The organism is Paenibacillus typhae (assembly GCF_900099765.1).
Lineage (GTDB): Bacteria > Bacillota > Bacilli > Paenibacillales > Paenibacillaceae > Paenibacillus_AQ > Paenibacillus_AQ typhae.
Genome location: NZ_FNDX01000003.1, coordinates 236,356 through 256,894, shown reverse-complemented (window position 1 = coordinate 256,894; position 20,539 = coordinate 236,356). Strand labels below are relative to the sequence as shown.

Sequence of the window (20,539 nt, the reverse complement as noted above, 5' to 3'; positions counted from 1 at the left end):
GAGGAGAAGAGAATGATGCTTAACAGTCCCGAGACCGGCACACGGCATTACGAGCTGGAGCCCTTGCAGCAGAAAATATTATATGCCGAAAAGCACGGTAAGGATTACGGTATTTATTTCACCGTTACTTATGATGACCGGTGGAGCAGGGGTGAAATAGATCAGGCTGTCAGGAAGGTAATGAACGCGGTTGAAGCCTTCAGCGGCAGAATTATCAGACAGGATTCAAAGTACATGTTTGCCGTGGACAGCGGCTTCAAGGATTACCGGAGCAGCGTACCGCTCGGCGGCCAGAGACTGGCTGTCTTCGGGGGCGGACGCCTGGCCGCTTACTATCTCAGGGAGGATGAGCACTGCATTGAGTTTCTGATGCATCATCTGATTATGGACGGTGATTCCCTGTATCTGTTCCTGGACAGCCTGGAGCAGGAGCTGCTTAACAAGAGCGCCCCTGCGCTTGATGAAGGCAGTTATTTCCGGAAGCCGAGTGGCCGGGCCAAGGCCTTGCCGGGAATGGACGGGTATGCGGACAGAATCAGGCAATTCCAGCGTCCGGATCAGACCGGCCGTCCGTACGCCGAGCCGGTATACGGCCGCGGCCGGCTGACAGACGGGTCTTTCAGAGCAGTGGTATCGCTGTCAGGCAAGCTGAAGGTTACCCGGTTCGGCGTTATCCTGCTTGCGCTGGCCCTGCTGTCGCCGCAGCGGAGGAACCTGATTGGAGCTGTGGTATCCCGCAGGGATCAAATGCAGCAGGCTGGTGTAATCGGGAACTTTACGGATATTGCGCCTGTTCTTCTGCAGATAGACGACAGCCTAAGCTATGCCGGCAATGCCCGCAGCATATTCAAAGAGCTGTTCCAGTCCATTAGCGGCTCTGCCCTCCTGTCTTATGAGGAGTATATGGAGCTGCTGGGGTACCACGGTTATGACTACGTATTGTCTTATACCGGAATGCCGGAGCTGGAACAGAGATCGGCGGTATTCTCCCGGCTTACACTGGGCGGTTATCTCCACAAGTACAATAACCATCTGCAGTTTAATGAATACGGCGATCATCTGGAGTATGAATACTGCTGCGACCAGCCCTTGATCCAGCACCTGTTCTCCGGACTGGAGGAGATGCTGCTTATGCTGGACCGGCTGGAGCTGTCTCAGCCTGCCGGTGGCACGCATGTACCGCAGGCGGCTGTCATGGAGACTGCAGCTGCGTCTGCCGGACCCGCTGCGCGGGAAGAGAGGAGCAGCAGGTGGTTGCCTGATATCGGTGAGGATGACGACCTGTTCCACTCCTCGATCTCTTCAATGGATATAGCAAGAATGATTACGGACATTTACGAGCATCTGGGTGTACAGCTCAGCTATCAGGATATTTATACTTCGGGCACGCTCCGCGAGCTGAAGCGGCTGATTCTGGAGCGGGCCGGCCATGCCGCCTTCCCGCAATGGGATGCTGCAGAGCCGGACGGATACGAATGCCCGAACTTTATGAAGGTGCTGTTCATTGACAGCTTCCGCCTGGCGGAATCCAATATGTACGATGTGAAGTATGCTTACCGGATTTCAGAGCAGGGCACGGTTGAATTGAATGCGCTGCAGGCTGCGATTGAGCATGTTATTGCATGTAATGATGTCTTCTTCACAGAGTATATCTACGCCGATGGCGAGGTACACGGGAAGATCGGACAGAACAGGCATGTGGAAATTGAGCATATCACGCTGGCGGATGCCGATCAGCTGCAGGAGCTCAGCAGCGGGTTCCGCCTGCAGGGCGGTGGACGGCTATGGGATATCAGGCTGGTTACACTGCTTTCTAACAGGCACATCTACCTGTACCTCAATATGCACCATATGCTTATTGACCAGATAGGTCTCGGTATTCTGCTCAGCCAGATCGAGGACAGCTTCAACAACCAGCCTGTGCAATTCGCCCAGTATGCGCAAATTGCCGGCAGCTATAAGGCAGCAATTGCCGGTGATGTGCAGGGCTGGCAGCCGCTTCTCCGTTATAACGCCTATCCAAGTCTGGGCAAGCCGGTTCGGACCAAGGGAGGCTATCATTTGTATGAGTTTACCTGCCAGGCAGAAGAAGTGCCATATCCGGAGCAGGAACACAGGCTGCTCTCTTCTCTGACGAGCCGTTTGGCACTGGCTTTCAATTATACACAGGGTTATGTGGGCGCGGTGTACCACGGAAGGGTAATCCCCGGTGCAATCCATGTTGTCCAGTCCTTCGCCCGGGTACTGCCTGTCTTCTTCGACACTGAGGATGACAATGTCCTCCGGGAGAGCCTTACTACTGCACACCGGTATCAGGCGGCATCGATCTATGATCTGAACGGGGCCGGCTTCACACTGGAGTTCCCGGCCGTTGTATTTCAGACCCTGGTGGCCGGCAGCAGTGAAGGAGCGTTGTTTGACCAGGTGCTGGAATTCCCGGGCGTGTCGAAATTTCAGCTGCTGGTGAATTTCCAGCTGTCTGCCGGGGAGTGCCGGATCAGCTTGTATATTGACGATCTGGTTTACACGCCGGAGGAAGAAGCACGGATTGTCCAAGATGTACGGTCAGCTCTTCAGGAGCTTGCTGTAAAGGCGGGTGAAGCCGATCATGCTTGAGTATGCATATTCCCCGGACCCCGGTGAGCAGGAGGAGATCAGTGAGCTGACCGCCATCCAGCGCAAGATGTTCATCTGCAATAAACTGCCGCTGTACCGGCTGCCGCTGTTGTATCCGCTGGATGCAGGTACCAGTTACGGTGCTGTGAGAGCAGCGTTGTACACCGTTATGAAGGCGCATAAGACGCTCCAGGTAAAATATGAATACGACCCGCAGCTGCGGAAGTTCTACCAGCGGTATACCCCTTTGCAGCCGGAGGATTTCAGTGTGGAACCACTGGAAATTCATGAAGCGCCCGAAGCATATATCAGAGGCAGCAGCTCCGGGATTGATCTGGCTGCACATTATCCCTGGCGTCTGACTTTTCTGGAATGGCTGGATCAACGGTTTCTGTATGCAGAGTTCCATCATATCGCCGTGGATGGCTTGGGAATCCGCCGCTTTGAACAGGATTTCATCGGCAGGCTGCTGGAAGGGCAGGAGATTATACCGCAGGCTTCCCTTCCGTTATCCGGCTACCGGGCAATCTGTGAGCTCCAGCGGCATAGCATCGCTGCGGCAGAGGTGAAGGACAGGCTGCTGAGGCTGCCGGCGCTGCAGCCGGGGCCCGCTCCGGGTGCCGGAAGGCTTGCCGTCAGGCTTACAGCCGCCCGCCAGGAAGCGGTCCAGCAGCTGGCCTTACGGCTGAAGGTCACGAAGAATGCCGTTTATCAGGGGCTGCTTGAGGAGGTGCTGGGCCGAATGTGCAGCGGTGATACCTACGGCACAATCGGCAACTGGCGGATGAGAATCGGAAATTTCACTGAAGCGGGCTGCTATGTGCGGATGATGCCTAAGCAGATACAAACGGAAGAGGATGCGGAGTCGAGAATCCGGAATATTCACGGCAGCAATCTTCAGAGCTTCAGAGATCCCGGCAATGACTCCCACGGGATGATTGAATATCCGATCGTGTACTCCTATGAGGAGGACATGTTCCGGCATTTCCGCTACATACCGGCTGACCGGATGTGCAAGTTTGAATTATACATCAGGGTCTACCATTACCAGCAGGAGAACGGCATAGAAGTGGAATACAGCAAGTCCAAGTATTCAGATGATCAGATTGCAGCAATTATAAATGACTTAGGCAGCAGGCTTGATGATTTGGCGGAAAAGGGGGATTCCTGTGAATTTAACAGAAAAAATTAATAATACATTTAATTTATACCATAATAAAACGGCAATTCTGGATGATTCCCGCACTTTATCCTATCGGCAGCTGGATGAGCTTACCCGGGGTGTTGCAGCCGGCCTCCGCAGCCGGGGCGTCGGTAAAGGGGATGTGGTAGCCATTGAATGCCCGGAAAGAGCAGATTCCATTGTGCTTATGATCGGTACCATCCGTGCCGGAGCCGCTTATTGTGTTATTCCGGAAGCTTATCCGGACCATCGCAAGGAGAAGATGAAGTCACTGGTCCAGGCCAAGGTTAGTCTGCATACTATCGCCGGGGCCGGGGGCGGACGGGAAGCCGCGCTGCCGGAAACGGAAAGACAGCCTGACAGCCTGCTCTATATCATTTTCACCTCAGGCTCCACCGGAGAGCCGAAAGCGGTAGCTATCGAAGACCGGTCTATCGGTAAGATAGTCAATGAACCAAGCTTCTACCGGGGTGAGATAATGGGCCAGCTTGCCCCGCTGGAATTTGATGCTTCTGTCTATGAGATTTTTGGCGGGCTGCTGAACGGAATGACGCTGAAGCTGATCAGCAAGGACGACAGTCTGGATTGTGAAACGGTACCTGAACGATTTGACGGAATCGATACGTTATTCCTGACTACAAGGCTATTCAATCTCTATGTGGATGAAGCCCCTGAGCTGTTCCGTAAGGTGTCGCTGGTTCTGACCGGAGGCGAGCGCTGCTCCGTGCATCATCTGCAGGAGGCCGCGCGCTACTGCACCGTCCTCCATGTCTACGGGCCAACGGAGACCACGGTCTTTGCCACAGCCCACCGGGTTGACGGTACTGAGCTGCAGATGCCGATCGGCAAACTGTTTGACCAGGGGGCGTTCATGATTGTAGACGGAGATAATCTCGCGGTTCCTGCAGGGCAGCAGGGAGAACTGCTGATTGCAGATTCCGGCGTCATGCGCGGTTATTTCGGGAATGCGGAGGCAAGCAGCAGAGCTCTGCTGGAGCTGGACGGCAGACGCTTTTACCGGACCGGTGACACCGTGTACCTTGATGCTGAAGAAGAGATTATCTATGTGGAGCGCAAGGACAGGCAGGTCAAAATCTCCGGCTACCGCATTGAGCTGGGGGAAGTGGAGAAATGTGCCTATGGCTTCGGCCTGCAAAAGGATTGTCTGGCTCACTACGACGGACAGCGGCTGATGCTCTATGTGAAGGATCAGGTGAATCTGGAGCAGCTGCGCGGACATCTGCGGAGCAGGCTGCCTGAGTATATGGTTCCTACAGTGAAGGTGGTGGATATTATTCCTATGAATACTAACGGTAAAACGGATATCTCAGAAATCATTAATGGCAATTCTATGGCCAGTAATAACCGCAATGAAATTATGCAGGTGATGACAAATGTGCTGAAAAGTGAAATAGCAGCAGAGCAGACATTCCTGGATCTGGGCGGGGATTCCATCAAGGCGATGGAAATCATCTGGCAGCTGGGAAGCAAGGGCTATCAGCTGGACCTTGATATGCTGTTCAGCAGAACTTTAGGAGAGATTGCGGACAATGTCAGCCACGGTTAGCAGTGCCGAGAAAAGAATTGTGAGCAGCTGCCTGCTCAGTCCTACCGCCTATAATATCCCGCTGTTTGTCCGGTTTGCCGAAGGACTCAATATCCCCAAAATGTATAATCTGCTGACCCGGTATGTGGAACAGTTCGACTTGTTCCGGACCACCTACCAGATCCAGTCCGAGATTTACAAAAGAACCGGAGATGAAGCGCCAACGATTGAGGTCCGAACCTTCGGTCAGCTGGATAAGGAGCGTCTGATCAGCGAGCAGCTGATTACCGTGAGGGACCGTGCGCTGGTGCGGATTCTGATCTGCAGGGTGCTGGACGAGCCGGCTGATTATCTGTTCATTAATGCCCATCATGTGCTTCTTGACGGGTTCAGTATGAACCTGTTCCTGCAGGAATTGACTGAAGCTTATCTGTCCGGGGAAGCTGCCGAATCACAGCTGCACCCGCCTGTGCTTGAGGTTGACGGGCCAGATAGCGAGGAGCCGGCAAGCATAATCAGCTTCGGGAGCTATGCACCGTTCAAGTCCAGGCTGCTGGCCAGACAGTGCAATGAGGTTCATTACCTGAATGACCGCTTCACGCTGGAGCCGGGATATGTCAGGCGGCACTCGGATTTCGCGGTAGCGCTGACCGCCTTCTCCCTCAGTCTGGCCAGCCTGCTGCACAGCGGAACGGTCTATCTCGCCTATCCTTATCTGGGCAGAGATCCCCGCAATTACCGGGCGCTCGGCAATTTCGTGCAGCTGATCCCGTTTGCGTTGCAGCTGGAGGAGGAGCTGGAGACCGGGACGGATCAGCTTATTGCCGGGATTCAGGCCAGGATATTCTCCGGCTTTGCCGGACGTGACCATTACGGGGAGCTGATCCGTACCGAGCCTATGAGCAGCATGAACATTTTCAGGGACATTATTTTTGATTACAAATCAGGCAGCCTTATTGCCAAAAAACTGAATGAGGCCCATGGCATTGAGCTGGAGGAAGCCGCCGGCTACCAGGATGAAAAATACGGGCTGCATTTCTCCGTCTATAAGTCAGGGGAAGATTGGGAGATAAGTGTCATCTCCAGCGAATACCGGCTGGAGGATCTGCAGACTCTGCAGTCGCTGTTCCGCAGCAATCTCCGGAGCCTGTATGCGAGTGCCGGCGGCGGACTGCGTGTAGGCGATCTGGTGTCCCTGACTTCCAGGGAAGAAGAGCCCCCCAGTGCAGAAGACAGCTTGCAGGCACAAGGCGGAGAGATTTACAGCCAAATTGCCGAAATCGTATCCGGCCTGCTGGGGGAGACGGATGTGCAGGCAGATGTTAGTTTTTTCGATCTCGGCATGGACTCGCTCCTGCTTGTAAAGCTCAAGAAAAGGATCAGGGAAGCCTTCAATATCAATCTTAAAATTTCGGATTTCTTCAACTTTCATACAGCCGGGCTGCTGGCCGGTAAAATAAAGGATCATCTAAAGGAGGCTAATTAAATGAATATTGCATTGCTGTTGCCCGGACAGGGAACACGGTTTACGGAGCAGGTGAAGGAGCTATGGCTGGAATCGCCCGGGGCGCGTGCGCTGATTGAAACAGCGGAACATCAGCTGGGCTTCCCGGTTTCGGAGTGGCTGACCGCGGATTTAAGCCAGGACACCCATAAAGCTCAGCTTGCCACCTATGTTGGCACCATGTGCATGTACCAGTTATACAAGCAGAGAATCGGCCTGTATCCAGGCTTCGTGCTCGGCCACAGTCTGGGCGAAATTACTGCACTGACCATTGCCGGGGCAGTCACCTATGAAGAAGGGCTTGCGCTGGTAAATATCCGCGGCAAGGCGATGAAGGCGGCGATTGAGCGGCAGGAGAGCCTGGGGATGATGGCGGTGTTTGCAGCTCCCGGAGAAGTCGAGGCACTCGCCGCCGGCTGGGATAACGTGTATGCGGCCAACCTCAACTCGGAGCAGCAGACCGTGATCTCCGGAACCCGCCAGGCCATACAGGAATTTGTTAAGCACCACCGGCTTGAAGGGGTTATGCTCGGCGTGAACGGGGCCTTCCACACCCCGTATATGAAGGAAGCAGCGGATGAAGTATACGCGCAGCTTGACGGCATGTCCTTCAGCCCCAGAGTGCAGACCCAGGTCATCAGCAACAAGAGTGCAGGGCCCTATGACTTCACGAATCTGAGGGGAGAAATTGCCGCACAGATTGTCAGCCCCGTCCGCTGGCAGCCGTCCATTGATTACGCGCTTAGCCGCGGGGTGCAGCTCTTCGTGGATCTGTCCCCTAACGGAATGTTCGTCAAAATGCTCAAAAGTGTCAAAGGCATCTTTGCCTTCCATAATGAAGAGAGCATGGCGGCGCTATGCACAGAGCTGAAGGATGATATTGAGGTCAACCGGCACTATGATATCTTCTCCCGGGCGCTTGGCATCATTGTCTCCACCAAAAATAACAGCTTGGATGCCGAGGCCTATGACAATATCGTAATAAGCGGCTATAACCGCATCAAGTCACAGATCGGCAAGGCAGCCTCGGATGCTGAGATCCGTGAGACTCTGTCACTGCTGGAGCTGATCCTGAGCACCAAGGCGGTTCCGGCCGATGAAATTACAGAATACTGCAATCAGTTAGCCTGGAAAGTCGGATAACAAGGTAAATAATGCGTTATAGGAATGGGGTGGATGAGCTTGAGTAAGGATGATATAGCAATCATTGGTCTGGATCTGTCCATGCCGGGCTGCCGCAATCAGGAGGAGGTGTGGCGGTTTCTAAGCGAAGGGCAGGTGTCCAAAGGGCAATTTCCCGGCCATCGGCTGAAGCGGAGCGGGCTGTCCGGGAACGGGGAGCTTTATATGGAGGGCTCCTATTTCCCGGCCATCGACCAGTTTGACCATAAATATTATCATATTGCGCAGAAAAGCGCGGAGTACATGGACCCGAATCAGCGGCTGACACTGCTCTCGGCTACGAGGGCGCTGAATGACAGCGGCTGCCTTGAATCCATCCGGGGGACAAGGACCGGCGTCTACGGAAGTGTTAATACAACCCAGCAGTACCAGTATCAGCTGCAGCTGCAGGCTTTGGGCCTGACGCCCGACCTGCTGGGCATGCTGAATTCAACTATAGCCAGCCGGATCAATTATATCTTTGATCTGAAAGGGCCTGCAGTCATGACAGATACGGCCTGTTCCTCTTCGCTCGTATCGGTCATCCAGGCTGCGGATGAGCTGCGCCGGGGTGTTACCGATTATGCAGTGATTGTCAGCTCCAACCTGTATATCAAGCCCGGTGAGAAAGCGGACAAGCTGGTTGATATTCTGGCTGCCGATGCAACGACCAAGGCTTTTGACGAGCGGAGCACCGGCACCTCCATCGGGGAAGGCGTATGCTCGGTTATCCTCCAAAGACGCGGGGAGGCGGAGAGGGACGGCAACTATATTTACGGGCTGATCAAAGGCTATGCGATCAACAATGACGGGCATACCGTCAATATGTCCTCCCCCAATCCGCTTGCCCAGGAGGGTCTTATCGAGGAAGCCTGGAGCCCATTCGCAGATCAGCTGGACCGGCTTGCCTTTATCGAGTCTCACGGCACAGGTACAGCGGTCGGGGACAGCATTGAGTTCGAGAGCCTGACCCCGTTTTTTCTGGAGCATGGCGTGAACAGACAATCGGTGGCGCTCACTGCCTGCAAGTCGAATTTCGGCCATCTGGATGTCGCTTCCGGCCTGTTCTCGCTGATCAAGTCCGTGATGAGCCTGGAGCGTGGTGCTCTGCTGCCGCATCCCAATTTCCGGATTCCGAACAGCGAGATTGATTTCGAGCAATCTGTTTTCTTTATCCCGGACAAGAGCAGCCCGCTCCGCCGGTGTTCGCTTGCCGGCGTCAGCTCCTTCGGCATGACGGGAACGAATGCACATGTCATCCTGGAGGGCTATGAGGGGGCAGGGAAGCGGAAGGTTAAGCCTTTGGAAATGCAGCTGCGGCCTTACTGGTTCCCGATGGAGCGCAACTCCTTTGCAGTCAGCCATCCTCTCCAGCGGCTGGAAACGGAGCATACACTGTGTGTTCAATTTCCGCTTAGCATGCAGCAATGCTGGGAGATCAGAGAGCATGTCTTTGGCAGCAGCCATCTGATGGTGGGTACGGCGATCTTTGAAATTCTTGCCCAGGGCCTGGACACCACCGCTTACGGCCTGGAAGCGTTCAATATCCGTAATCTGCATATTCTGGCACCGCTCTCTACCTGTGAGGAAGCTCTGAAGATTAACGTTGTTATTGATAAATTGACTTTGCGGGGCACGGCTTCTTACTCCACAGCGGGAGAGTTCCGGAACTGGCTTCAGTTTGAGCTGGTGTCCAGAGCGGGCCACCAGGCTGAAGGATTTGCTGCGAATATTATCCAGGATATGGGGCTGGAGGAGCTGGAGGAGCTTGAGGTCACCAGCCAGGTCGGAGACGGGCAAGGCGGAGGGCTTCAGGTCTCAGGGAGATGGGACACTGTGGACAGGCTCTGGGTCAGTGCAGAGCGGGACCGTGCACTGGTCAAGCTGAAGGCGCCTTCCGGCTATGAGCGTGAATTTGGCTTATACAGCTTCTATCCTTCTCTCCTGGACCCGGCATTTAACGCCCTGAACCGGATGGCAGTGCCCGGTGAGATTCTGTTCCCCTGGCTGTGGAGCGAAATTGATTTCAGCACCGGTGCGCTAAGCGGGAGCGAGTTCTACTCGGATCTAAGAATCCGGGAGAAAACTTCGGATAACATAGGCAATATTATATTATCTTTGGATATTACCCTGTATGACAGCTTAGGCAGAGCAGTCATTTCAGTCAGGAACTACAAGGTCAAGAATGCTCTGAATACAGGCGGGGAGCCGCGGGGCGATTATTTCAAGCAGGAGTATTATGTCGAGACGGTATTCAAGGAGCAGGAAGAGCCGCAGATGCCGCTGCTTATTATGCACCGCTCGCTTCAGAAAAGGCTTGCGCCGGATGGGCCGGTTCATTACTTCGAGAATCTCTCCGAGCTGCAGCAGCTGCTGCCGTCTGCAGTAACGTCCCAGAGGATTTTTTTATGGGACAAGCCCTACTACGATGAAGCAACTGTAGCAGAAGAGACCTATGGAATCGGCTGCTGGCTGGTGGAGCTTAACCGCTCGAACTGCCTCAAGGAGTTTCATTACATCGGCACCGGGCTGTTCGGCCGGGATGAGATGAATGCGCTCAGCCGCAGTGTGGCGATGGGCATCTACTCCCTGCGTCTGGAGCTGAATTTCAGGATCAGGCTGATTGATGCCAAGCCGGTGCACGAGTCACTGGAGGTTGTCCGCAACAGCTATCATAACGAGGAGCTGATTGTGCTCAGAGACGGAAATTATCACACCCTCCGCTTCAAAAGCCTGAAGCTGTGGGGAGACGAATCCGGCAAGCTGGCCGGGCGGACTCTCCTCATTATCGGCGGCGGTTCGGGCATCGGCAGAGAATACGCCCGTTATGTGGCTTCTGCCTATCCTGACACGGACATCATTGCAGCCGGACGCAGCCCAGGGTGGCAAGGCGGACCTCCACCCGCCAATATCCGCTATCTCACACTGGATATTACGGATGAGCAGCAGATCCAGGCCTTTGCCGCAGGACAAGGCAGAAATGTGGAGTATGTGCTTAATTTTGCCGGGGAGCCGGCAAAGGGGCTGTTCGTCAACAAAACAAAGGCTGAATTCTGCGAACGGACCCGCAGCAAAATTCAAGGTTCTTATCTGCTCGGCAAATATTTCGGACATGCCCGGGAGATCATTCACTTTGCTTCCGTTGCCGGTCTGATCGGAGCCATGGGACAGACGGAATATTGTGCCGCAAATGCGTACCAGTCGGGACTGGCGGCAGAAGGAGGACGTGTCCGGACTTTGAATCTGACCGGCTGGGAGGATGTCGGGATGTCGGCCGGGAAGGCAGACTATTACTTTGAGAAGCTCCACAGCCGGGAGGGTGTGAAGCTGATTGACCGGTTCGTTCATTCTGGCGTACTGCAGGCTTCCATGCTGAAGCTTAAGGCGCCGGCCGAGGATTATTCCTCCCTGTTCGGCCGACCTGAACCTGCCGCAGATGTCTTTAGCAGGCGGTCTGCAGCATCCCTGCCGGCCGGAGCTGGCATCCCGGCTATGCAGGGTGTTGCCGAAGCGTGGAAGCGGACGCTGGGTGACGACCATTATGATACAGAGCTCAGCTTTTTTGAGCAGGGGGGAGACTCGATCTCCATTGTGCAGCTGTGCGATGAACTCAACCGCTTGTTTCCCGGAAGCTTTGATGTAACCACCCTGTTCTCCATTCCGACCATTAGAGGACAGGCTGAATTCATGGATCAGACCGTGGGGACACCGGTACAGCAGGCGGTGCCTGAAGCTGCAGCGCCTGATGCTGCCGAACTGCTTGAGTTCCTGAGATTTCAGAAGATATAGCCATACAGTTCAATAAACTTTGAAAGAGGCGAAGGCAATGAGAGCAGGCGAATATATATTTGATCAGGTAAAAAAGGGCAATCTGGACTCAGCAGCAGGCAAAGCCCTACTGGAGGAGATCATTCCCGATGATATCGCTATCGTGGGCATTTCCTGCGAATACAGCAATGTAAAGGATACCTATGAGTTCTATCAGGCGGTCAAACACGGCATGAGAGGGTTCAAGGAATTCCCGGAGAACCGGATTCCGTACATCCCGAAGGATCATGATTACCTGCAAAAGGGTGCCGACCACCTGAAGACGACCCCGGAGGAGTTTCTGCAGCGGCTGTGCCGGGAGAAGGGGGCATACCTGGAGGATATTGACACCTTTGATCCGGAGTTCTTCGGAATCTCCCCGGAGGAAGCCAAGTATATCGACCCGACACACCGTCTTGTGATGAAGCACTCCTATCTGGCGCTTGAGGATGCAGGCATCCGCCTGGATGCCGTGAAGGACAGCAAGACCGCAATCTATATCGGGAAGGATAAATCGATTACCGCCAATTACCGCTCGGAGATTGAAGAGGATTCCAATTATGTGAATTCCGGCTGCTGGGAAGGCATTCTGGCCAGCCGCCTCAACTATATCTACAACATGTCCGGCGGCTCCTTTGTCATTGATACGGCCTGCTCCTCCTCGCTGGTTGCCGCGCATCTGGCAGTCAAGACGCTGCGTGACAAGGAGATCGACACCGCGATTGTCGGCGGGATTGCGCTCGGCCTGTTCCCGCGCCAGGGCAGCGTGCTGGACCAGTACAGCAACGTAGAAACCTCCCGTTCCTTCCTGAAGGTGTTTGATGCAGAGTCCGAGGGAACGATCTTCGGCGAAGGTGTGGGCATTGTGATCCTTAAGCGCCTGAAGAACGCGATTGCTGACAATGACAACATTTATTCCGTCATCCGCGGAAGCATGATCAACAGCGACGGCAAATCGAACGGGCTGACCGCGCCTAATCCGCATGCCCAGAAGGACCTCTTGCTGGATACCTATGAACGCAGCTCCATTTCGCCTGAGACTGTTGAATACATTGACGCCCACGGCACCGGCACCAAGCTCGGCGATCCGATTGAAGTCAGAGGTCTTACGGATGCCTACAGGCAGCATGCGGATAGAAAAGGCTTTTGCGCCCTCACCAGCCTTAAGGAAAATATCGGACATACAGTAGGTGCAGCAGGTGTCGGCGGACTGATCAAGATGTCGCTGGCGCTGCGCAATCAGGAGATTTTTCCGAACCAGACGTTTGAATCTCCGAACGAATATATCAAGTTTGTTGACAGCCCTTTTTATATTCCTACTAAGGTCCGCAAATGGGAAAAAGGCAAGTATCCGCGCCGCGGCGGCATCAGCTCTTTCGGGTTCAGCGGCACCAACGCCCATATCGTCCTGGAGGAATATGAGCGCCAGCAGGAGGCATACCAGCCGGAGGAGCCTTACCCGTTCGTCTTCACGGCTGAGTCCCATGACCAGCTCATTGCCGTACTGAATAAATTCGTGCGCCAGGCAAGCCGGCTGGAGCGCTTCAGCCTGCACAACATCTCTTATACGCTCGTTCATAAACGGAATCATTTTAAAATCGGAATCGGCTTTGAAGCAGCTACCTTTGATGAATTTATCAGCAAGCTGCGTACAGCAGCCCGGGTTCTGGCCGGCGGCCAGCCTGCGGACGGAATCTTCCAGGGAGAGCTCCGCGAGATTACAGCTGACATGAGAAAGCTGATGCAGCACCGCCTCAAAACCGGCTACGACCAGTACCTGACAAGCGAGCTGATTCAGCTGTATCTGGACGGCTACAGCCAGGCGCTGGAGCTGTATCCGTACCGCGGCGGGATTACACTCTCCCTGCCGACCTATGAGTTCAAACGGGAAGTGCTCTGGGCAAATGTCAGAAAGCATAATATTTACACCAATTCCGGCCCCAGTCTGCCTGTTGCCTCAACGCTGATCCGCAAGCAGACCCTGAAGACAGGGCGGTCCGACGTCTATTCTGTACAGCTGTCGCCGGACGACTGGTTTGTAGACGATCACCGGATCGGCGGCCAGCGGACCTTCTCCGGGACGACCTATACGCAGCTGGCGGCCGAGCTGGCCGTGCTCTACTTTGGTACTCCCGCATTCCAGCTGGAGAAGCTGTATTTCAAAAATCTGATCCAGCTTGAGGATACTCACCGGGAGTTTCAGATCCAGGTAGGCAAGCCGTCCTCCGGACAGCTGGAGGTTGAGGTTTTCTCCTACGAGAACCAAGACATGAACAACTATGTGACACATGCCTCCTTCACGATTAAGGCGGCAGAGCCGGGGATGGAGACGGCAGAGGCTGCGGAGATAAGCACTATGTTCGAGCAGCAGCTGCAGACTGCGAATTTCGGCTCGGAAGAGAACAGCTTTTTCAAGGGACGCTGGGATTTTGCCAAGCAAAACTTTCGTCTGGCCCGCCCGTCCGGTTCTGAGATCCTGCTGTCCCTGACGCTTCACGAACATTATGCAGGCGATCTGAATGCCTTCCATCTGCATCCTTCCCTGCTGGACGGGATACTCGGCGCAATGGTATATGAGCGTGCCCAGGCCCGCGGCAAAAGCTACCTTCCCCTGTCCTACGGCAAATTTATCTACACCGGCAAACCGTTCACCAGCCGTATTTATTCGCGGACAGAGCTCCTCTACGATACTGCAGGGGACCATGAGGTTATCTCGGGCAACGTAACTGTCTATAACGAAGCCGGAGAGAGGATCGCGTATCTGGACAAATATGTGATGAAGGCCTTCGCCAATGCCTATTTCAAGCCTCATCTGCACGAAGTGGGCTGGAGCCCTTCCGCTTTCCGCCTGCCTGAGACAGCCGCAGCTGCCGCCGGCAAGTCCGTCCTGGTTATCGGCAACGGGCAGGCATTGGAGCTTGCCGCGGCTGAACAGCAGGAAGGAGTGGAGCTGCTGGATTATAGCGGAATCACTGCCTTCAAGCCAGACAGCAAGTATGACATCGTTATCTATGCCCCCTGGTATGAAGCCGACGTGCCTGACAGCGGCAGCATAGAAGAGGAGATGCTGCATTACTTCCATTTCGCCAAGCAGGTGCCGTCACTGGTCAAGCGCGGCGGAACGGTAGTGTTCCTTGCGGATAACGGATTTGCCCTGAAGGCAGACTCCGCGCTTAATCCGCTGAACTACTCCCTGCTGAGCTCCGGAAGAGTTCCGGGACTGGAGAATACCGGCTTTAAGACGCAGATGCTGAACATGAAGGTATTCGATCTGGGAACCATCCTGGCCATCGCCGGGCAGGAGCAGCTGAACGGCCTCAAGCTGCTGTATGAAGGGAACCGGCTGTATGAGGAAGCGTTAACGGAGGTTGTCAAGCTGCCTGAGGATTCGGGGCTTCAGCTGGGTGAGGGAGACTGTGTCATTGTTACCGGAGGGTACGGCGGTATCGGGCTTGAGTACATCGATGTTCTGCTGGAGCGCCAGCCGGGGCTGCACATTGCGGTTCTGGGACGCAGGGATGCCTGGTCTGTACTGCAGGCCCAGACTTCCTTGACCGAACAGGAGTCTGACAGGCTGAACCGCATGAACCAGGTACTGGGCAAAGGGGCCGATGTAACCTTCCACAGCTGTGATCTGGCGGATGAGGAGCAGGTTAAGCAGGTCATCGGCGCTCTGGCAGGTACAGAGACCATCTCCGGGGTTGTTCATCTGGCAGGCTTGCCGGAGGAGGGCATGCTGTTCACGAAATCGGAACAGGAGTTTCTTGCCGTAGCCTCCCCCAAGGTAACGGGAACGCTGCTGCTGCGCAAGTATCTGGCCGGGCAGCCCCTGAAGTTCTTCATTGCCAGCTCCTCCATGACGACCATCGCCGGGTCGGCCGGCCAGTTCTCCTACACCTTCGCCAATGCTTTTCTTGAAGGCTTCCGGGACGAGGCAACGACTACGGTGCAGTGGCCCGGCTGGAAAGAGACCGGAATGGCGCTCCAGTTTGGAGATCTGGCTGCAGCAGACGGTCAGCTGCTGATGAAGTCGCTCCCGTCGGCAGCTGGAAGAGAGTACATCCGGCTCTCGCTGGACAAGCGGTTTGGCAAGGTAATCGCCGGTGAATTCAACAAAGCCAAGACTGCCGAATACCTGGGCGGATACATCCGCCTGCCTGAGCAGTATGCGGGCACTGCAGCTCCCGCTCCTGCAGCGGATGCAGCAGCGGAAGAGGCTGCCGGCATTCAGATTAAGGAGTATTCCGCTTTAAAGATCACCGGCACTGAAAGCCAGGATGAAGTGGAGCAATTTATTACGGTTGTGTTCGCCTCGGTGCTTGACCGCAACGAGATTGATGTGAACAAGAGCTTCACGGATCTGGGAGGCGACTCGCTCAAAGCCTTCGGCATCTATGGTCCGGTGGCGGAGCAGTTCAAGATTGATATCGAAGTTGCGGATGTGTTCATTTATCCGACCATTACCCAGCTCAGCCAATACGTCAGAGACCTGCTGGAGGAAGCCAATGGATGACCGCAGAGTCGTTATCGTCGATTATATCTGTGATTACCCGAACCGCGAATCGGGGAGCCCTGAAGAGCTGATCCGGCGTAAAGACGCAGTCTGGGAGCAGCGCATGCAGGAGCTTGCACGCAGCTACAACCGGGAGCAGGCAGAGGTGTCCTGCTTCGACGGTATATTCTATCCCTCAGTCGAAGAACGCTTCAGGCTGGAGCATGTGCCGCAGGCGGACAGCAGATTCCTGCTGTCCAGCGAACGGATTACACTCAGCCTGATGCAGACGCTGGCTGACCGGAACAAGCTGGGCCCTAAGAACAGCCTGCTTGTCTCCGTCGGCACTGCCCAGACGGATATCCTGTCCAAATACGCCTTGATGGGCGTAGAAGGGGAAGACTTCCGGCATGCTGTGAAGCTTATTGATCCGCTGGGCTACCTGAAGCTGCTGCAGCCGGGCTGCACCCCTGCCGTCCAGCTGATCAGCGAGGCCTCCACCTCGGGAATCAGCTCCATGTACAGCGCCTACGCCAAAATCCGCAAAGGGGAGTTCGATACCGCCCTGACGGGGGGAGCGAGTGCCGTTACCTTCCCGGTACCGTATGAGCTGTCCCAGTTCGGAACGGGTGCTGAACGCTATACGGAGCCGTTTGAAGAAGGGGCTTCGGGACGTTACTTTTCGGAAGGCGGAGCCGTCTTCCTGCTGAAGGAGCGGGAGCTGGCCCTGGCGGACGGTGATGTTATTCTGGCCGAGATCAGGGATATCTCCGCCGGAAGCATGGGCAATCCGGTGGTTAACCGGACTGCGGTGAAGAAGCTGGTGAGCCGGTCGCTGGAGAAGGCCGGGGTATCTCCTGAGGCAGAACTTTTTCTGGAGCTGTACGGCCGCGGCAATGAGATTGATGATACGGCAGAGTTCTCCTGCCTGAAGGCTCTGCAGAAATCCTACAGGAACATGAGGGGCGGCTTCCTGAAGGAGGATATCCATTATATCGTGGGCTACTACGGCTTGACCGGTGTCTGCCGTCTGCTGGATGCCCGCCGCACGCACAGTAAACTGCCGGGACGGGAAATATCCAGGCCGAATGCTTATATCGGGACTATCGGCGGGGAGCAGTGGAGCAGCAGTCCCGGTGATTTCGGGCTGTTCGCGTCGGTGCTGTATTCGATGCACGGCAACTGCTACAGCCTGCTGCTCCAGCTGGAGGAAGCCGGCGCATGGTCCGGAGGAGGTGCCGGACGATGAAGCTGATCCTCCTCCCGTATGCCGGTGCCCATGTCAATGTGTTCGCCGGGCTGCAGAAGCAGCTCCAGGCGGGTTACCCGGAGCTGACGGTCCTGTCCCTGGAATATCCGGGACACGGCAGAAGATTCTCCGGCAGGCCTTTAAGCTCCATCCGGGAGATTACCGCTGATCTGCTGTCAACGCTGCGGCAGTCTCTGGACCCCGGGGAGGAGCTGATGCTGCTGGGCTACAGTATGGGCTCCCTGATTGCCTATGAGCTTGCCCATGCACTGCTGGACTCCGGCTACCCTGTAAGCAGGCTGTTGTTCATGGCAGCCACTCCGCCGCACCGGATTGAAGCGGTCGATGAAGAGGAGCCGGACGATGATGCGCTGCTTGAGCGCTGCCGGATTTACGGCCTGATCAAGGAGGGGCAGTTCGACTCCCGGCAGATGAGAGAGCTGTTCCTGCCGGCTCTGCGGAGCGATATTACAGCAGTGAACCGCTATAACCTGGATAACCAGTACCGCTGCCGCAGGTTCGGGGCAGATGTCCGGATCGCAGTCTTTCAGGGGCTTGAGGACCGTTCGGTCACCGCAGTTCAGAACTGGGGCGACCTGTCCGGGCAGGAGGTTTCCTTGCACACCTATCCGGGCGGACATTTCTTTTACTACGAGTTCGAGCAGCAGGTCTACAGCCACATTATCAGCTTCATTACAGCCGGCCAGACGAGCCGATTCAAAGGGGGAAACGGGCAATGAACAATATACTAAGCAGTTTAGTGGGCAATATGCAGACTTTCAGGGATAAGACGGCTATTACGGAGAGCAGCCGTTCCATTACTTACGGCGGACTCAATGCACTGTCCAATGTCTATTTGCGGCAGCTCCAGAAGCAGGGCATCCAGGCTCATGATGTGGTGGCGATTGAGCTGGAGCGCAGTATTGAGGCCATTGCGGCCATGGTCGCGGTGCTGAAGGCGGGAGCCGCCTATACCGTAATCAACAAGGACTATCCGGACAGCCGGAAGCAGACGATGCGCAGTACGATTCAGGTCAAGGCCACCATCAATGAAGTGCTGCAGCCTGATCCTCTGCTCGAAGACATCTGGGATTTTCCCGCCCGTTCTGCGGAGCAGCTCTGCTATATTGTGTTCACTTCGGGAACAACGTCCACACCCAAAGCAGTCGGCATTCCCGACCGGGGTGTCCTCCGCCTGCTGGGCGATGAACGGCTCGGACTCTCACCGGAGAAGACCATCTCCCACATCAGTCCGCTGGAATTTGATGCTTCCATTATTGAAATCTGGGGCGGGCTGCTGTCCGGGATGACCATTTCACTGTTATCCAAAACCGAAATTCTGAATATCTATCATGTGGAAAAACGGATCAGCCAGGGAATCGACGTCATGTGGATCACCTGCTCCCTGTTTAACTTCTGGGTGGACAAGAAGCCGGAAATGTTCCGCAGCCTCTCCCGGGTCATTGTCGGCGGTGAGCAGCTCAGCCTGTCCCATGTCAATGAGGTGCTGAAGTATACCACTGTCGTCAACGGCTATGGGCCCACGGAGAATACGGTGTTTACGACCCTGGATGTTATGGAGCAGGGCAGCGTGATGAAGGAGATCGCCATCGGTACGCCGGTTCATGGAACGCAGACATTTATTGTGAATGAAAGCGGGGAGAGTGCGGTCGAAGGGGAGCTGTATGCCGGGGGGCAAGGGGTAGCGATCGGTTATCTGGGCAATCCCGAGAAGACGAACGAGGCTTTTATCCGGTGGCAGGGCCGGGATGTCTATAAGACCGGAGATCTTGTCCGGCTGAACGAAGAGGGCAAAATCGTCTATCTGGGACGGAAGGACACCCAGGTGAAAATCAACGGCTACCGGATTGACCTGCAGGAGATCGAATATACCGTCCGTGCCCAGGGCATCCGGAACTGCCATGCCTTTGTCCGCGAGAAAAAGATCTACCTGGCAATCACCACCCGCTCCGAGCAGCTCGGCCAGGTATTGAAGCAGCTGCTGCCGATGTACATGCTTCCGTCCAGGATTGTATATGTGCAGGAGATTCCGCTGACCGCCAACGGTAAAACAGATACAAGGGCGTTATATGAACAGCATTTTCTCAGCAAAAACAAAAAGCTTGCCCAGATTCTCCAGCAATACCTGCCCGGCGCGGCCCTGAATGAGCAGACGAACATATTTGAACAGGGAATCGATTCCGTGACAGTGTGGGAAATCGCCCGTGAGATTAACCAGAGGTTCAATGCCGATATCAGCTTCTTTGATGTCTTTGAGCACCCGTCCATCGAGCAATTATCCAATATGCTGGGAGAGGAACATTATGCAGCGAACTATCTATGATTTTTTGTACCGTAAATACGGCTTCAGTGCCCCCGGGGAAAATAAGGCCTTCCGCAGCCTGTTCAGTGCAGGTATGAGGGCCTACTGGGGAGTGAAGCTGCTGGCGGTAGGCCTCTTTTTCTTCCTGTTCCTGCGCTTTACCGGCAAGGACCGGTTCATCCCGGAGGATACGTACTGGTTCATCGGAAGCATAGCGGCAGCGCTCATACTGGTGACTCTTTCCTATCTGAATGTATTCGGGGCCTGGTATGCGATTGCCCTGAGCAGACACCGCAGATGGATAGATTCCCTGCTGATTCTTTCGGGACTTGTGCTCTGCATCCGGTTCCCCGTGTATGCCTTCGGAGAGGCGATGCCTGATGTCAGCGAGCTGCGTGAGTCACTGATTCTGCCGGGAATTCTGATGCTGATGCTTGGCATTTACCGCAAAATCCATTACCGGAGCTCCGGAGTCGTGCCGCTCAGCGCACTTGCCAGTCTGCTGATTACAGCGGGCGTCCTGTTTAAATATCCGATTCATACCATTACACAGAGCATCTACTTAAGCTTTATACTGCTGATCAATGCCGGATTTGTAGCGGACCTGCTGCTGTTTCATTATTGGCACCGCAAATCAAAGGCCGGGGAACGATAAGGG

11 protein-coding genes are annotated in these 20,539 nt (G+C 55.1%); all 11 read left to right on the top strand.

What is annotated here, in order from left to right; translation table 11 throughout:
* Positions 1–12 precede the first annotated feature (12 nt).
* Genes BLR64_RS04430 through BLR64_RS04380 form a run of 11 tightly spaced genes read left to right on the top strand, consistent with a single transcriptional unit; the run spans position 13 to position 20,536 of the window.
* Positions 13–2,616: a condensation domain-containing protein gene (locus tag BLR64_RS04430; protein ID WP_090712552.1), complete on the top strand. Its 2,604-nt coding sequence runs from the start codon at positions 13–15 to the stop codon at positions 2,614–2,616.
* Positions 2,609–3,808: a condensation domain-containing protein gene (locus BLR64_RS04425; protein ID WP_090712550.1), complete on the top strand. Its 1,200-nt coding sequence runs from the start codon at positions 2,609–2,611 to the stop codon at positions 3,806–3,808. Before BLR64_RS04430 ends, BLR64_RS04425 begins: the two co-directional genes overlap by 8 nt.
* A complete protein-coding gene (locus BLR64_RS04420) occupies positions 3,786–5,366 on the top strand; it encodes a non-ribosomal peptide synthetase (protein ID WP_167360595.1) in 1,581 nt (526 codons plus the stop codon). The genes BLR64_RS04425 and BLR64_RS04420 overlap by 23 nt, the downstream gene beginning before the upstream one ends.
* On the top strand, positions 5,350–6,831 hold the full coding sequence (locus BLR64_RS04415) for a condensation domain-containing protein (protein WP_090712546.1): 1,482 nt from the start codon (positions 5,350–5,352) through the stop codon (positions 6,829–6,831). The genes BLR64_RS04420 and BLR64_RS04415 overlap by 17 nt, the downstream gene beginning before the upstream one ends.
* Entirely contained in the window at positions 6,832–7,992 is a 1,161-nt protein-coding gene (locus tag BLR64_RS04410; protein ID WP_090712544.1) for an ACP S-malonyltransferase, read from the top strand.
* A 39-nt stretch (positions 7,993–8,031) separates the two neighbouring features.
* The gene (locus BLR64_RS04405; RefSeq protein ID WP_167360594.1) at positions 8,032–11,799 is read left to right on the top strand and encodes a beta-ketoacyl synthase N-terminal-like domain-containing protein; all 3,768 of its coding nucleotides are present in this window, start codon (positions 8,032–8,034) and stop codon (positions 11,797–11,799) included.
* 37 nt (positions 11,800–11,836) lie between these two features.
* Complete coding sequence (locus tag BLR64_RS04400) at positions 11,837–16,330, top strand: beta-ketoacyl synthase N-terminal-like domain-containing protein (RefSeq protein ID WP_090712539.1); 4,494 nt, start codon at positions 11,837–11,839, stop codon at positions 16,328–16,330.
* Positions 16,323–17,558 (top strand): beta-ketoacyl synthase N-terminal-like domain-containing protein, encoded by a 1,236-nt coding sequence (locus tag BLR64_RS04395; RefSeq protein ID WP_167360593.1) that lies wholly within the window; start codon positions 16,323–16,325, stop codon positions 17,556–17,558. Before BLR64_RS04400 ends, BLR64_RS04395 begins: the two co-directional genes overlap by 8 nt.
* Positions 17,555–18,298, top strand: coding sequence for a thioesterase II family protein (locus BLR64_RS04390; protein WP_167360592.1), 744 nt, complete (start codon positions 17,555–17,557; stop codon positions 18,296–18,298). Before BLR64_RS04395 ends, BLR64_RS04390 begins: the two co-directional genes overlap by 4 nt.
* Positions 18,295–19,902 (top strand): non-ribosomal peptide synthetase, encoded by a 1,608-nt coding sequence (locus tag BLR64_RS04385; protein ID WP_090712533.1) that lies wholly within the window; start codon positions 18,295–18,297, stop codon positions 19,900–19,902. Before BLR64_RS04390 ends, BLR64_RS04385 begins: the two co-directional genes overlap by 4 nt.
* On the top strand, positions 19,883–20,536 hold the full coding sequence (locus BLR64_RS04380) for a hypothetical protein (protein ID WP_090712531.1): 654 nt from the start codon (positions 19,883–19,885) through the stop codon (positions 20,534–20,536). The genes BLR64_RS04385 and BLR64_RS04380 overlap by 20 nt, the downstream gene beginning before the upstream one ends.
* Positions 20,537–20,539 lie beyond the last annotated feature (3 nt).

Coding starts and splice junctions, on each gene's coding strand:
- BLR64_RS04395 (WP_167360593.1), top strand. CDS start 16,323: ATGGATGACCGCAGAGTCGTTATCGTCGATTATATCTGTGATTACCCG.
- BLR64_RS04430 (WP_090712552.1), top strand. CDS start 13: ATGATGCTTAACAGTCCCGAGACCGGCACACGGCATTACGAGCTGGAG.
- BLR64_RS04390 (WP_167360592.1), top strand. CDS start 17,555: ATGAAGCTGATCCTCCTCCCGTATGCCGGTGCCCATGTCAATGTGTTC.
- BLR64_RS04400 (WP_090712539.1), top strand. CDS start 11,837: ATGAGAGCAGGCGAATATATATTTGATCAGGTAAAAAAGGGCAATCTG.
- BLR64_RS04385 (WP_090712533.1), top strand. CDS start 18,295: ATGAACAATATACTAAGCAGTTTAGTGGGCAATATGCAGACTTTCAGG.
- BLR64_RS04415 (WP_090712546.1), top strand. CDS start 5,350: ATGTCAGCCACGGTTAGCAGTGCCGAGAAAAGAATTGTGAGCAGCTGC.
- BLR64_RS04425 (WP_090712550.1), top strand. CDS start 2,609: ATGCTTGAGTATGCATATTCCCCGGACCCCGGTGAGCAGGAGGAGATC.
- BLR64_RS04380 (WP_090712531.1), top strand. CDS start 19,883: ATGCAGCGAACTATCTATGATTTTTTGTACCGTAAATACGGCTTCAGT.
- BLR64_RS04410 (WP_090712544.1), top strand. CDS start 6,832: ATGAATATTGCATTGCTGTTGCCCGGACAGGGAACACGGTTTACGGAG.